The sequence below is a fragment of the Pseudoalteromonas sp. G5_S1_14_S5 genome (assembly GCF_054968605.1).
Genome location: NZ_JBQKUM010000025.1, coordinates 1 through 13,206, shown reverse-complemented (window position 1 = coordinate 13,206; position 13,206 = coordinate 1). Strand labels below are relative to the sequence as shown.

Genomic DNA, 13,206 nt, shown 5'->3' with positions numbered 1-13,206 from the left:
TTACTCTTTGTGTCATTAGGACGAATTTAAGGAGTGATGCATGGCGATCACATTTGAAAATGCGTTAGGTGTACATCCAGAGGCGCTTAATTTTCGCGTTCAGCGTACCAAAGTCCTTGCTAGTAACCTAGCGAATGTTGATACCCCAGGGTATTTGGCAAAGGATCTGAGTTTTACCACTGTGATGAATCATACGTTTGCGGGCAATGTGAACAAACCGGCAGCTAAGTTAGCGGTAGAGACACAATATTCGGTTCCTTACCAAAACAGCAAAGACGGTAACACTGTGGAGTTGGGGGTTGAACAAGCGAAATTCACACAAAACAACATGGACTTTCAGACGAGCCTGACGTTTCTCAATATGAAATTTAGCGGCTTGGCGAAAGCGATCGAGGGACGTTAACCATGTCATTTACTGATATCTATTCGATTACTGGTTCTGCGATGACGGCGCAAACCGTTCGTCTCAATACGGTGGCCAGTAATCTTGCTAATGCAGATGCTGTTTCTGCTAATCCTGATGATGCCTATAAAGCACTGAAGCCTGTTTTTGCCACTGTCTATCACAAAACACAACTCGCTACGGATAATGGCGTTTATCCGAATGCAGAAGTGCGAATCGTTGATGTGGTGCAAAACGCCGGTCAGGCAGAAAAGCGCTTTGAACCGAATAACCCTTTGGCAAGTGATGAAGGCTACGTGTATTACCCTGATATTGATGTTGTATCTGAAATGGCCGACATGATGTCAGCAACACGCAGTTTCGAGACCAATGTTGAGGTGCTATCGAATGTGAAAAGTATGCAGCAAGGTTTACTGAGATTAGGGCAGGGCGGTTAATGAGCATAGCACAATTTACCGCACTTTCTTCAGACGTACCTGTGACCAATACTGCCAGTGAGAATACTGGTGGGATTGCGACGAATCCAGCAGATTCTAATCGTGCGACTTCGCTAGAAAATGAATTCATTACGCTGATGGTGGCTCAAATTCAAAATCAAGATCCACTGAACCCTCTAGATGGGACTGAATATGTCAGCCAGCTTGCTCAATTTTCGCAGGTTCAGAGTACTGAAAATATGTCGATGTTGATGCAAAACAGCATGGTTTTGCTCGATAACATGCAGGTGCTTTCCACGGCTGGTTTAGTAGGTGAAACCGTGTATGTCTCGTCGAATGAGTTTGAGCTAGGCGATAGCGTGCAGAGTGGCAAGCTTGAGTTAGAACATGGCTCTAATCAAATCAATCTTGTGATTAAAGATGAATTTGGTCAGTCAACGACGTTACCTCTCGGTGCTCATGGGGCGGGTGACGTTGAGTTTTCTATTAGTCCAGAGGAGCTTGGCTTAAAGCCTGGTAAGTATAGTGTCGAGGTCGAAGTTCAAGATGGTCAAGATAGCCCAAATGTATTAATCGCTGGCACCGTTGAACAAGTCCGAATACCGAGTTCTGGGGGGGCTGCGTTAGTCAATGTTCAAGGCGTTGGCAATGTGCCTTTTTATCAAATTAGTCAGTTTGGTGCTTAACCTTTTTTGCATTAAATGGAAGTAAAAATTAACGGTCGAAAATGAGAGGACACTATGAGTTTTAATATTGCATTAAGTGGTTTGGATGCGACCAATACAGAATTGAACACCATCAGTCACAATATTGCTAATGCATCAACATATGGTTTTAAAGGCGCTCGTACTGAATTTTCAGCGGTTTACAACGGTATGCAACCTGGTGGTGTCGAAGTGGCATCGATTTCTCAAAGCTTCGATAAAAATGGTTCGGTGACTGGTACTGGGCGAGCGATGGATTTAGCGATCAATGGGAATGGTTTCTTCGTTACTAAAGATCAGATGGGACAAATGCTCTACACACGCTCTGGCGTGTTTGGTACAGATAAAAATAACTATGTTATCGCCAATAATGGCGCCAAGTTACAAGGATATAGTGTTGATAATAACAACACTTTGTTGACCGGGTCTGCTGGAGATATTCAGATTTCAACCTCTTCTTTGACCGCTAAGGCTACCGACAACTTAGACTTTGTCGCGAATTTTGATGCCACTGCAACCTCGATTGACCAAACGGTTCACCCTTTCGAATCTTCAAACCCTAAGTCCTTCAATTCCTCTTATACGACTAAGGTCTACGACTCACTTGGTAACCCTCATACCTTAACTCAATATTTCACTAAAACTTCAGATAATGAGTGGCAATTGAACGTTGAGGTTGATGGCGCTCCGACTGTGCCTGCGACATCCGAAATCGTGCAATTTAATACGGATGGTACGTTAGCGTCTCCAAGTGGCTCATTTAATATCGCGTTTCCTGCTGCGGGTGCCGACCCTGTGAGTATTGATATTAGTTTAAGTGGTAGCACTCAGTTTGGCGCTGCTTTTGGGGTCAGCACCAACAATCCAAACGGCTATACATCGGGTGAGTTAGCGGGTGTTCGAGTGGAAGATAACGGGATGGTTTATGCCACGTACACCAATGGTCAATCACAACTACAAGGCCAGGTTGTTCTTGCCGATTTTGCTAATACACAAGGGCTATCGACGGTGAGCGGGACGTCTTGGACTCAGAGCTTTAGCTCTGGTGCACCGATTATCGGGGTTCCCGGAACGGGCACACTAGGTGGTTTGACATCAGGCGCGTTAGAGGGTTCTAACGTTGATTTAACCGGCGAATTAGTCGCACTGATGACGGCTCAGCGCAACTACCAAGCGAATGCAAAAACCATTTCTACCAATGATGAGCTGACTCAAGCTCTGTTTAACGCAGTGTAATGGGAGTCTTGCATGGATAGCTTGTTATTTACCGCAACGTCAGGAGCGAGTCGAGTGCTGAAAGCACAGCATGTTCGCTCCAATAATTTATCAAATGCAGATACAGCAGGCTTTCGTGCTGATATGGAACGTGTGCGCAGTGTCGAGCTACAAGGTGCTGGCTTTGATGGTCGGACTATGGTGGTAACCAACTCGGCGGCGACACGTTTTGATTCTGGTGAAATTATGCAAACCGGACGTCCTCTTGATGTGGCCATTATGGGCGAAGGATATTTAGCGGTTGAAACGCCAGCGGGTAATGAAGCGTATACGCGAGCGGGTAATATTCGAGTGGATACCTTTGGTGCTATGAGTATCAATGGTTTTCCTGTGGTTGGCGATAATGGGCCTCTAATCGTGCCAGAGTTTCAAAAAGTGGAAATCAGCGAGCGTGGTCGTGTGTCGGTGATTCCACCCGGTGGGGGAGCTCAAATTGAAGTCGGCACATTAAAAATGGTCAAACCTGACGATAACCAATTACAGAAAGAGAGCGATAGCTTGCTCCATAGCGTCGACGGCGTGCCTTTCCCTATGGATGAAACTGTACAGCTAGCACCTGAGCATATTGAAGGCAGTAATGTATCCGCAATTGATGAGCTTCTCAGTGTGATGTCATTAACGCGCAATTTTGAGATGCAAGTGCGCATGATGAAGACCGCAGAAACATTGGCGCAAGCCGGGAATAAATTGATGGCGGCAAAATAGATATTTGATGCCTAAAAGGAGATAAGCAATGCACTCAGCATTATGGGTAAGTAAAACAGGATTGGCAGCTCAAGAAACTAAGATGACTGCGATTTCTAACAACCTAGCAAACGTTAATACCGTCGGCTTTAAGCGCGACCGTGTGGTATTTGAAGACCTATTTTATAGTATTCAACGCCAGCCAGGCGCACAGGTTGATCAAGTTAATGAGTTGCCAACTGGGGTACAGCTTGGTTCCGGTGTTCGTGTGGTTGGTACACAAAAAGTGTTTACTCAAGGGAGTACGCAAAACACGACCCAAGAATTGGATTTAGCGGTGATGGGAAAAGGTTTTTTCCAAATCGAAAACTCAGATGGTCAGATCATGTATACACGTAATGGTCAGTTTCATATCAACTCTGAGGGGCTGATGGTGAATAGCCAAGGTTTGCCATTGGAGCCGCAAATTCAGATTCCAGATAATGCTGTGTCTTTTTCTGTCGGTACCGATGGCACTGTCACTGCGACATCGGCCGGCGATCCGACACCGCAGCAACTTGGTCAGATCACTTTAGCCAATTTCATTAACCCGGCCGGCTTAGAAGCTGTTGGTGGTAACTTGTTTCGTGAGACGGAAGCGAGTGGTCCTGCTGATGAATTGGTGGCCGGAGAAGATGGCGCAGGTAGTATCAAGCAGGGGGCTTTAGAGGGCTCTAATGTACAGGTTGTAGAGGAAATGGTCGATATGATTACGACCCAACGAGCTTACGAGATGAATGCCAAAGTCGTTTCTGCAGCCGACGATATGCTGAAATTTGTTTCGCAATCGATGTAAGTGGAAATGAGTGATTGAGGAAAAAGCAATGAAGTGGCTTTTAAAAAGTTGGGTAGTGGCCATGGTGTTACTAGCCGGTTGCGCTGGACGTGATGAATTTACGCCTCCAGAGCCTAATACAGCAGAATACGCACCACCTGTATTAGATTACACCTTACCTGATGCTCAGTCTGGCAGCCTTTATCGCCACCAATATACCATGACGTTGTTTCAAGATCGCCGAGCGTACCGTATTGGCGACATCTTGACGGTGCATCTGTCAGAAGAAACGTCCTCCAGTAAAAAAGCGGGAACGCAGTTTGGTAAGAGTTCTAATATCAACTTTGCAGCCCCAACCTTTGGCTCTCAAACCATTGATGATTTAGGGGTGAGTGTTGATGGCAGTCGTAACTTTGATGGTAATGCATCAAGTTCACAGGGAAATAAGTTGAAAGGTGCAATTACGGTTACGGTGCATGAAGTCTTACCTAATGGCGTCCTTCGAATTAGCGGTGAAAAGTGGTTGAGGTTAAATCAAGGCGATGAATTTATTCGGCTGACGGGCATCGTTCGGGTTGACGATATTAGCCGTAGTAACCAAGTCTCTTCACAACGTATTGCTGATGCCCGCATTACCTATGCTGGCCGAGGTGCATTAGCTGACAGTAATGCAGCCGGGTGGCTGACACAGTTTTTCAACAGCCCATGGATACCATTCTAATGAAGCCCATATTCGCATTTTTTTCTCATTTTTTACTGGCGTTAGGTCTCTTATTTCCAGCGGCTTCTTATGCTGAAGTAGAAATTCCGCTTATGGATCTTGTGGATGTGCAGGGCATCCGAGAAAACCAATTGGTTGGCTATGGTTTAGTGGTTGGCTTAGCGGGTCAGGGCGATCGCAACCAAGTGAAATTTACAGCACAATCGGTCACTAATATGTTACGGCAATTCGGCGTTCAGATTGATGACAGTATGAATCCTAAATTACGTAACGTTGCCTCTGTAAGTGTCACTGCTTCGGTGAATCCGATGGCGGGACAGGGGCAGACACTGGATGTCGTTGTTTCTTCTATCGGTGATGCGAAAAGTTTACGTGGTGGTACCTTACTGTTGACGCCGCTTCGCGGAATTGATGGAGAGGTATATGCCATTGCACAGGGCAGTGTTGTGGTTGGAGGCTTGTCGGCTGAAGGTCGAAGTGGATCTAAGGTTGAAGTTAACACTCCAACGGCAGGGCGTATTCCTAATGGGGCGACCTTAGAGCGCGAAATCGAAACGGATTTCAACCAACGAGATGATATTACCCTAAATTTACGTAAACCGAGTTTTACCACAGCAAAAAATATTGCACGTGAAATAAACAACACGTTTGGCAGTAATGTGGCTAAGGCCATTAATAAAGCGCGTGTTGAGATGCGTGCTCCAATGGATACTCAGCAGCGTGTCACCATGATGTCAATGCTAGAAGAAATGTTTGTCGAAGAGGGGCGTAAGCCAGCACGAATCGTGTTTAATTCGCGTACTGGCACTGTCGTTATTGGTAAGAGTGTACAGGTGGGTGAGGCTGCAGTCAGTCATGGAGGGCTGACCGTTCGGATCTCTGAGTCGCAACAAGTAAGCCAACCGAATGCGTTTGCTGAAGGCGAAACGAAAGTGGTGGACCAAAGCCAAATCGATGTCACTGAAGAATTGGCCCAAATGGTGATTTGGCCTCCGGGCACGGAGTTAAATACCATCGTAGATGCAGTTAATAGTTTAGGGGCGACCCCGACGGATTTGATGTCGATTTTACAAGCATTAAGTGAAGCCGGTGCGTTAAATGCTGAGCTGGTTGTGATTTAAGGAGTTTAGGATGAAAGTAGATACCAGCCATGACCAAGCTCAAGTAAACACGCTGCTCTATCATGACAATAGTGCTTTGGCGAGCATCAAGAAAAACTCAGAAACTGAGGGCGCACTTGAGGCCGTCGCGGGTCAATTCGAAGCCATGTTCTTACAAATGGTGCTGCGCCAAATGCGCAGTAGTAGCGATGTTATGGCTGATAAAGACAGTCCATTTTCCAGCCAGCAACAAGGTGTGTTTCGTGACATGTATGATGGACAACTGGCGATGGAGTTGGCTAAAAAGCAGAGCTCTGGTATTGCCAATATGTTGGTCAAACAGCTTAGCCCCTCAATGCAAGAGGTGGTCTTTGACTCATCACGCAATATTTCTTCAGCTAACGATGAAAAGATCATCGCGACTGAACGAATCTCACAACTTGAAAGCGATGTCTCTTCGGTATCCGTTGAGGAAGTTAATTCTGTGCAGCATATGGTCGCCTCATTTGAACAAGTACTGGGTGAGGTTGGGATGACAACGGCGTTTACTCAGCCGTTAAACCGAAAAATGGAGCTGTAAATGAATCTTGTTAATATTGGCCTTTCAGGCCTGAATGCGAACCGAGTAGCGCTTGATGTCACCGCGCAAAATGTCGCTAATATCAACACAGCAGGATACAGTCGTCAACAAGCGGTGATGACGTCTGTTGGTGATAGTAAGTACAGTAAGGTTAGTCCCGGTATGGGCGTTGAAGTGACCAGTATTCGTCGTGTTACCGATCAGTATTTGGTTAAACAAACTTGGTCTAGCAATAGTTTAGCTGCTTATTCAGCGAGCTTCAGTACGGCAATGAGCCAGCTTGAAAATACTTTCGGAGCTGATGGTTTCAGTGTGTCGGCGGGCTTAGATTCCCTAAATGCAGCGCTTAACGATGCAACAGTAAAACCAGAGTCCATTCCTTACCGCCAACAGATCATTAATGAATCAGAGGCGCTCGCGCGTCGTTTTAATACGCTTAGCGATTCACTCCATAACCAACAAAAAGACATGAGTGATCAGCGTAATGCAGCGCTGAGTCAGGCGAATAGTTTGATGTCGAATATTGCCCAAATTAATAAACAGATTGTTGAGATGCAAGGAACTGGAGGCAACCCAGCTCAGTTGATGGACTCGCGAGATCTGTTGGTGGGTGAGCTTTCTCAGATTGTTGAAGTCAAAACTACGGCTCAGCCAGACGGTAGCCTACAAGTCACATTGGCTTCCGGTCAGCCTTTGGTTATGGGGGGCGAATACGGGCAGCTAACGGCAAAACCTAATCCAAGCGATCCTTACCTTGCTGATTTGACCGTCGATTTTTCATCACAAAGCTTTGTTATTGATCATTCGGTAGGGGGAAAGCTTGGTGCGATTAATGATTATCAAACAGAGGTCTTAAAGCCAAATCAAGTTGCACTTGACGATATGGCAAAAGCATTAGCGGATGAATACAACGCAGTACTGGTAACCGGTAAAGACCTTAACGGTAATCCGGGGCAACCTTTGTTCAGCTATGACCCTGCCAACCCTGCTGCCAGCTTGACCATTACCAATATCGGTGCGCAAGAGTTAGCCTTCTCAGGCGACGGTACACCAGGTAATGCAGATATATTGAATGAACTGATTAATCTGAGTAACAAACCCGTCTCCGTAACGGGCTATGGCATGCTGAGCTTGAATGATGCGTTTACGACTATGGTTGGTGAAACGGCGATTAAAGCGCGTCAGGCGGAATCCGACTATCAAGCCAAAGCGGTGATGAATGAACAAGCTCATGCAGCTCGTGATAATGTCAGTGCGGTTAACAGTGATGAAGAGGCGGCAAATCTGATGACATTTGCTAATGCGCATAACGCTAATATGAAAGTGATTAGTACCGCCAATGAGTTATTTGACTCTGTGTTGCAGCTATTTTAAAGGAACTTAATATGCGAATCAGTGACAGCCAATTCAGTCAAATGATGCTTCACAGCCTACAGATGAATAATTCTGGTTTAGGTGAAGTTATGCAACAAATGGCTACCGGTAATCGGCTCACCAAGCTATCAGATGACCCAATGGCATCCATTAAATTGCTTAACCTTGAGCGTGAAAATAGCGCGATTAATCAGTACAAAAATAATATTGCCAACTTGAAAACGACGCTTTCTTCACAGGAAACGCACTTAGACTCGATTAATGAAAGTTTGAAAAGTGTACGTGACTTAGTGATTTGGGGGGCGAACGGCACGTTAACCGACGATGACCGCAGTGGTTTAGTTATTGAATTAAAGAGCTACCGTGATTCGATAGAGTCCTCATTCAATGCACAAGATGAAGAGGGCAGTTACTTATTCTCTGGTACTCAAACTGATGTGCCAGCGGTGGGCAATAACAGTGGTACATATCAAGTCGATGGTAATAGTGATAAGCGAGTCGTGACGGTGGCGAGAGGGGTGACCATGGACTCTAATATGACGGCGAAAGAGATTTTAGAATTAAGTAGCGGTGATAATGTATTAAATCAACTCGATGCATTGATTGCTGAATTTGAGAATCCGAGCCCCAACTTTCAATCGGTCGTCGACGCAAGCTTGACATCCATCGATAATACGATGGCGAATGTGCTTGGTGCGATGACTGAGATTGGTGGGCGTCATAACAATCTCGATCTTATGGACAGCGCACACAGTGAAAATAAGTTATTTGTCGATAAAGTGACCAGTGATTTATCAGCACTGGATTATGGCGAAGCGTCAGTACGTTTGAGTAATTACATGGTGGCGCTGCAAGCGACGCAAGCGAGCTATGTGAAGATCAATGACCTTAACTTATTTGATCGTATCTAAGGAAGTTTAATATGGTAATGAGCACCGTCGATGTAAGAGCTCATAACATACGTTTAGGCGGGCAAGAGCAGCCCGCTATCCTGCCTACTCGTTCTACCCATGCGAGTCATATTGTCAACCCGCGTCATTCGCAAGCTCAGACAAACACAGCATCAGGCTATTCCATTACTGGGTTTCAACTTGTTCAAGGACAGCAGCGAGCAACTGCGGTGCAAATTGCCTCTAAATCTCTGCAAGCGATTGGCAAAGACCTCACTCAAATTAAGAGAGATCTAACCCAAGCCATGAGTCAAGGTATGCAGAATGTCCCTGGGCTGCAAGAAGGTCTGACTCGCTCGAAGTTGTCTATTCAAGAATGGGTTGAGAAAGCTCGCTTGGATGGAAAAAAGTTAATTGATAACGAACTGCATCTTAATTTAGATAAAGCGGATGTGCGTCGTTTTTCGATTCCTGGGCTGAATATCCATCGTCTGAGTGAGAAAGCTGAGCAAATTCGCTTAGATTTCCCACAGGGGAAATCGGTGATGATACAGTTTGATGGGCAATCCCAAGGAGAACGTACAGTTAAGATGCTTGATCGCAGTTTGATTGCGATGGGGATGCGAGCGTCACTCTCGAAAGATGGGACCATTTTATTTGAAGCGCGTGACTCGGCTTATCTACAGATGCAACAGAGAGTATTAGTGACCGGAGAAGGGCATCGATTCCCTGCTGGTCAAGCGAATACTTTGCGCTTGAAATCAGAGCCAGATGGTATTGGTGAGTTAAGTTTTGATTTGGGCTCTCGCAACGGTATTAAACAAACCATCGCCACAGTGAATCAACATTTGAGACAAGTACAAACTAGCTTAGAAGAGGCGAGAGCATTTCACGGAGAATTGAATTCACAAATACAAGCTGTACAGAGCCAGGCTAATCCATTGAGCGCTGCTGATGTGAATGCGAAACTCGATGGCTTTATGGCAACTTCTGAGCAGTTTAGCTCGACATTCCAAGCGCTCAACGCACAAGCTAATGTGCGCCGTCATACGGTTGTAGCACTTCTAAAATAACCTGTATTTAGGTCGGTCTTTCTATTTATTTGAAAATATCGGCCTTATCTTCAAGCACCTTCTTTACGTGGCTCTGAGTCATCATTGTGTTTCTCTCTCTTAATATTTTTGTAATAGATGTAAGCGCTAGCCTTATTTGATGCTTGATTACACCAAAAAGAAAAAATAGATAAAGCAAACAAACGCGAGCAAAGTCGCGGAGAGTACGGGGTAAGTGATGTAAGAATCATGATGCGTCGTACGTTGGTAGCAAAGTGAAACTAATAAGATATTGTAGATAACCAGTAGCAGGCTGATCATGGTGCCACTACTTAGGTTCAAGCTTGATAACCGAGTAAGAAAAATAGCCAGCAACAGGTAATCAAAGATGATTAACCATAGAAAGGCTTTTTGGATGACGTCTCTTTTATTTTTATCGGACTTGGACACAGACATATCTAACTCAATGAAGCGGTGGTTGCGACTACAAAAATGACAGAACAGCAAGGTCACATCGAAGTTAAATCGCGGTGACCTATAGAGGTTACAGGTCTTGAATTTTCGCGATTGGAGCTTTGGGGTTGGGATTTACAGAATATTGACTGACTTCCTGCCGAATCACGGGCTGATTGAATGCGGCTTTTTGTTTGGCTTGTTGCAGCTCGCTGCTTTGCTGATGGCCAAATAAGGTGTCGAGCATTTGTGCGGCTGGTGTAGTCAAGATGAACAGCTCGATTCGACGATTCTCACTCGAGTCCGGTTCATTTGGGTTGAGTAGTGCCCGATCTGACATTCCCGCAACTTGTATCACACGTTGCTCAGGCATCCCGCCTGATACTAAAGTGTGTCTTGCGACGTCAGCTCGAGACGCAGAAAGTGCCCAATTAGATTGGTTACTTAGACGTTTTTTGAAAGGGGTTGAGTCGGTATGTCCGCTGATGATGACTGAGTTGCTGATACGGCTAAACACGGGTGCTAAAACAAGCAGTAGATCCTCAAAGAAAGGGGTAAGTTCTGCTCCTCCTCGGCTAAACATATGTTGCTTATAATCATCTTGTAGTACAACACGAAGCCCTTGTGGTGTAATGGTGATATTGACGTTGTCTTGAGCGCTAATTTGCCCAATCACCTCATCGATCACTTTTGCAAGTAAAGCCAATTGTTCTTGAGTATCCCAGCTTCCCGGAATTAATGAATCCATTTCTGGGCCATCGCCATCTCCTTTAAAAAATGAGCTAACAATGTGATTTGAGTTATGTTTGCTTGGCACAGAAGATTCCTGTGCCAAGTCGATTGGAGAGAGGCTTTGTGATGTATCGAAAGGATTGCCATAGCTATTATCGAACACGCTGGCACTGTGCAGGTGTGCCACAATTGCTTTACGCTCTTCTTTATCGACTACTTGCATGACCCAAAGGACAAGAAATAGCGCCATTAAAGCGATCATGAAATCAGCGAATGCAACTTTCCACGCGCCTCCATGAGGTTCATCATGGCTGTGAGCTTTAGCGCGTTTGAATACCACGTGTTCTTGTTTTTGCATTATCCCTCCTGTTCAGCTAGCCACTTCTCCATTTGGTTGAATGTCGGTTTAAGATCAAGCTGAATGTGTTTACGGCCAGCGTCAATGGCGAGTAATGTTGGTTTTTTCGCAATGTAAGCAACCAAAGTGGCACGTACACACTCAAAAGCCGTCATGTTTCGCTTTACTCGCTGAGCCATGGCGTTACTGAGTGGATCTAAACAACAGTAACACCCGAAAATACCAATGAATGTCCCAACGAGGGCGGCGGCAACGTGGTAACCAATCATAGCGATAGAGCCATCAATCGCTTGCATGGTAATGATGATGCCACTTACTGCAGCAAGAATACCGAATCCTGGAAGTGCTTCTGCGGTGCGCTGCATTGAGCGTGAAGGCAGCAACATCTCGGTTTGAATGGCTTCGATTTCTTGTTCTAACAGTCCCTCTAATTCATGAGGCGACATTTGTCCCATTGCCATTAAACGTAAATTGTCGGTAATGAACGAAACAAGACGATGATCCTGATTAACTTTTGGATACGCGAGGAAGATCGAGCTTTGATCAGGTGATTCAATATGTGAGTCTAAAAATTTAAAGCCACGATTACGTGCGGTTTCTAGCAAGTTATGCAGTAATGCCATTAGCTCCATGTGGTACTCATATTCTTCTTTTGAGTTGGACATTGTAGCTCGTAGTTGCTGGCGCATCTCTTTTAGTACATGGGGCGGGTTGCCAATGATTAGCGAACCCACAGCAGCACCAATAATGATTAAAAATTCAGCGGGCTGCCAAATAGCACCGAGATTTCCGCCCGCCCAAATGTATCCACCAAAGACACACAATAGAACGATTATGGCTCCAAAAAACTTTTGCATATTGTGACTCCTAGGATGTCATTAACTGGTTGAGTTGTTTAAGTGCTTGTTTATGCAATTGACAAATACGAGGTGGTGTCAAATTAAGTACAAGCGCAATTTCATGTAAATTAAGTTCGTGTTGATAGAATAGCGTCATTAGCAGTTGGTCTCGTTTAGGCAGCTTACTGAGTGCGCTTTCTAGAGTTCGACGGGTATGCTCATGCTCCATGCCATCGTATTGTCCCCCCAAGTGGTTGGTGCAACCTGTCTCCATGAGCTGATCAAGGCTTTGCATCTCTCCAGCTAGTGCGGCATTTTGACGGTTATAATAGTCTTGTTCATCCGTGCCGAGTGCTTGGATTATCTCTGTATCACTCGGTACTCTGCCGAGCGAACGAGTGAGATCGCGAGTCACATCGTTTAACTCATGAGCTTGTTGACGCGTTTTTCGAGAACGCCAATCGAGCCGTCGCAGTTCATCCAAAATGGCACCGCGGACTCGGCAGACTGCAAATGCTGGGAAGTGTGGGTCATCGATATTTTGATAACGACGTCCTGCTTCTATAAGAGCAATGAGACCAATTTGTTGCATATCTTCAATGCTGCAGTGTGAAGTCGCGTGGACGCGCAGTTGATTTACCACGCGCTTCACCATGATTTGATGACGCTGTAAGAGTGCATTTTCATCCAATGAGCTAGACGGTATATTCACTTCTTCTGAAGAGGTATAGCTTTCCTGAAAATTCATTTCTAGCATGCTTGTGCTCCGTTACTGCACAACATATTTAGT

Annotated in this window: 16 protein-coding genes; 12 read left to right on the top strand and 4 right to left on the bottom strand. The window is 45.4% G+C overall.

The genetic code is table 11. The features are described 5' to 3' along the window. Positions 1–40 precede the first annotated feature (40 nt). From flgB to ACTRWI_RS09455, 12 genes are read left to right on the top strand one after another with little or no spacing between them, the layout of a single operon-like run. Positions 41–403, top strand: coding sequence for a flagellar basal body rod protein FlgB (gene flgB, locus ACTRWI_RS09510; protein WP_499130821.1), 363 nt, complete (start codon positions 41–43; stop codon positions 401–403). 2 nt (positions 404–405) lie between these two features. Beyond that, on the top strand, positions 406–840 hold the full coding sequence (flgC, locus tag ACTRWI_RS09505) for a flagellar basal body rod protein FlgC (protein WP_499130819.1): 435 nt from the start codon (positions 406–408) through the stop codon (positions 838–840). Continuing rightward, entirely contained in the window at positions 840–1,526 is a 687-nt protein-coding gene (gene flgD, locus ACTRWI_RS09500) for a flagellar hook assembly protein FlgD (protein ID WP_499130817.1), read from the top strand. Before flgC ends, flgD begins: the two co-directional genes overlap by 1 nt. Before the next feature lie 54 nt (positions 1,527–1,580). Beyond that, positions 1,581–2,780 (top strand): flagellar hook protein FlgE, encoded by a 1,200-nt coding sequence (gene flgE, locus ACTRWI_RS09495; protein ID WP_499130815.1) that lies wholly within the window; start codon positions 1,581–1,583, stop codon positions 2,778–2,780. A 12-nt stretch (positions 2,781–2,792) separates the two neighbouring features. After that, on the top strand, positions 2,793–3,524 hold the full coding sequence (gene flgF, locus ACTRWI_RS09490) for a flagellar basal-body rod protein FlgF (RefSeq protein WP_499130813.1): 732 nt from the start codon (positions 2,793–2,795) through the stop codon (positions 3,522–3,524). A 28-nt stretch (positions 3,525–3,552) separates the two neighbouring features. After that, a complete protein-coding gene (gene flgG, locus ACTRWI_RS09485; RefSeq protein WP_063525576.1) occupies positions 3,553–4,338 on the top strand; it encodes a flagellar basal-body rod protein FlgG in 786 nt (261 codons plus the stop codon). A 28-nt stretch (positions 4,339–4,366) separates the two neighbouring features. After that, entirely contained in the window at positions 4,367–5,038 is a 672-nt protein-coding gene (gene flgH / locus ACTRWI_RS09480; RefSeq protein ID WP_499130812.1) for a flagellar basal body L-ring protein FlgH, read from the top strand. Continuing rightward, complete coding sequence (locus tag ACTRWI_RS09475) at positions 5,038–6,159, top strand: flagellar basal body P-ring protein FlgI (RefSeq protein WP_499130810.1); 1,122 nt, start codon at positions 5,038–5,040, stop codon at positions 6,157–6,159. The genes flgH and ACTRWI_RS09475 overlap by 1 nt, the downstream gene beginning before the upstream one ends. A 10-nt stretch (positions 6,160–6,169) precedes the next feature. Then, positions 6,170–6,718, top strand: coding sequence for a rod-binding protein (locus ACTRWI_RS09470; protein ID WP_499130809.1), 549 nt, complete (start codon positions 6,170–6,172; stop codon positions 6,716–6,718). Continuing rightward, a complete protein-coding gene (flgK, locus tag ACTRWI_RS09465; protein ID WP_499130808.1) occupies positions 6,719–8,092 on the top strand; it encodes a flagellar hook-associated protein FlgK in 1,374 nt (457 codons plus the stop codon). A gap of 11 nt (positions 8,093–8,103) precedes the next feature. Next, positions 8,104–9,003 (top strand): flagellar hook-associated protein FlgL, encoded by a 900-nt coding sequence (gene flgL, locus ACTRWI_RS09460; protein ID WP_499130807.1) that lies wholly within the window; start codon positions 8,104–8,106, stop codon positions 9,001–9,003. 11 nt (positions 9,004–9,014) lie between these two features. Continuing rightward, entirely contained in the window at positions 9,015–10,055 is a 1,041-nt protein-coding gene (locus tag ACTRWI_RS09455) for a hypothetical protein (protein ID WP_499130805.1), read from the top strand. 147 nt (positions 10,056–10,202) lie between these two features. On the opposite strand, the gene ACTRWI_RS09450 is transcribed toward ACTRWI_RS09455, so the two are convergent. The 4 genes from ACTRWI_RS09450 to ACTRWI_RS09435 all read right to left on the bottom strand — a co-directional run bounded on the left by ACTRWI_RS09450 (position 10,203) and on the right by ACTRWI_RS09435 (position 13,173). Then, positions 10,203–10,490, bottom strand: a complete 288-nt coding sequence (locus ACTRWI_RS09450; RefSeq protein WP_063525583.1) for a hypothetical protein — start codon at positions 10,488–10,490, stop codon at positions 10,203–10,205. Between the two features lie 88 nt (positions 10,491–10,578). Further along, on the bottom strand, positions 10,579–11,577 hold the full coding sequence (locus ACTRWI_RS09445; RefSeq protein ID WP_499130803.1) for a flagellar motor protein MotB: 999 nt from the start codon (positions 11,575–11,577) through the stop codon (positions 10,579–10,581). After that, entirely contained in the window at positions 11,577–12,434 is an 858-nt protein-coding gene (motA, locus tag ACTRWI_RS09440; protein WP_499130800.1) for a flagellar motor stator protein MotA, read from the bottom strand. The genes ACTRWI_RS09445 and motA overlap by 1 nt, the downstream gene beginning before the upstream one ends. 10 nt (positions 12,435–12,444) lie before the next feature. Next, a complete protein-coding gene (locus ACTRWI_RS09435; RefSeq protein ID WP_499130798.1) occupies positions 12,445–13,173 on the bottom strand; it encodes a FliA/WhiG family RNA polymerase sigma factor in 729 nt (242 codons plus the stop codon). Positions 13,174–13,206: the final 33 nt, after the last annotated feature.

Bases quoted from the DNA above. Each gene is read 5' to 3' on its own strand.
- flgB (WP_499130821.1), top strand. From the start codon at position 41: ATGGCGATCACATTTGAAAATGCGTTAGGTGTACATCCAGAGGCGCTT.
- motA (WP_499130800.1), bottom strand. From the start codon at position 12,434: ATGCAAAAGTTTTTTGGAGCCATAATCGTTCTATTGTGTGTCTTTGGT.
- flgK (WP_499130808.1), top strand. From the start codon at position 6,719: ATGAATCTTGTTAATATTGGCCTTTCAGGCCTGAATGCGAACCGAGTA.
- ACTRWI_RS09445 (WP_499130803.1), bottom strand. From the start codon at position 11,577: ATGCAAAAACAAGAACACGTGGTATTCAAACGCGCTAAAGCTCACAGC.
- ACTRWI_RS09470 (WP_499130809.1), top strand. From the start codon at position 6,170: ATGAAAGTAGATACCAGCCATGACCAAGCTCAAGTAAACACGCTGCTC.
- flgH (WP_499130812.1), top strand. From the start codon at position 4,367: ATGAAGTGGCTTTTAAAAAGTTGGGTAGTGGCCATGGTGTTACTAGCC.
- flgD (WP_499130817.1), top strand. From the start codon at position 840: ATGAGCATAGCACAATTTACCGCACTTTCTTCAGACGTACCTGTGACC.
- flgF (WP_499130813.1), top strand. From the start codon at position 2,793: ATGGATAGCTTGTTATTTACCGCAACGTCAGGAGCGAGTCGAGTGCTG.
- ACTRWI_RS09450 (WP_063525583.1), bottom strand. From the start codon at position 10,490: ATGTCTGTGTCCAAGTCCGATAAAAATAAAAGAGACGTCATCCAAAAA.
- flgG (WP_063525576.1), top strand. From the start codon at position 3,553: ATGCACTCAGCATTATGGGTAAGTAAAACAGGATTGGCAGCTCAAGAA.
- ACTRWI_RS09455 (WP_499130805.1), top strand. From the start codon at position 9,015: ATGGTAATGAGCACCGTCGATGTAAGAGCTCATAACATACGTTTAGGC.
- ACTRWI_RS09435 (WP_499130798.1), bottom strand. From the start codon at position 13,173: ATGCTAGAAATGAATTTTCAGGAAAGCTATACCTCTTCAGAAGAAGTG.
- flgE (WP_499130815.1), top strand. From the start codon at position 1,581: ATGAGTTTTAATATTGCATTAAGTGGTTTGGATGCGACCAATACAGAA.
- flgC (WP_499130819.1), top strand. From the start codon at position 406: ATGTCATTTACTGATATCTATTCGATTACTGGTTCTGCGATGACGGCG.
- ACTRWI_RS09475 (WP_499130810.1), top strand. From the start codon at position 5,038: ATGAAGCCCATATTCGCATTTTTTTCTCATTTTTTACTGGCGTTAGGT.
- flgL (WP_499130807.1), top strand. From the start codon at position 8,104: ATGCGAATCAGTGACAGCCAATTCAGTCAAATGATGCTTCACAGCCTA.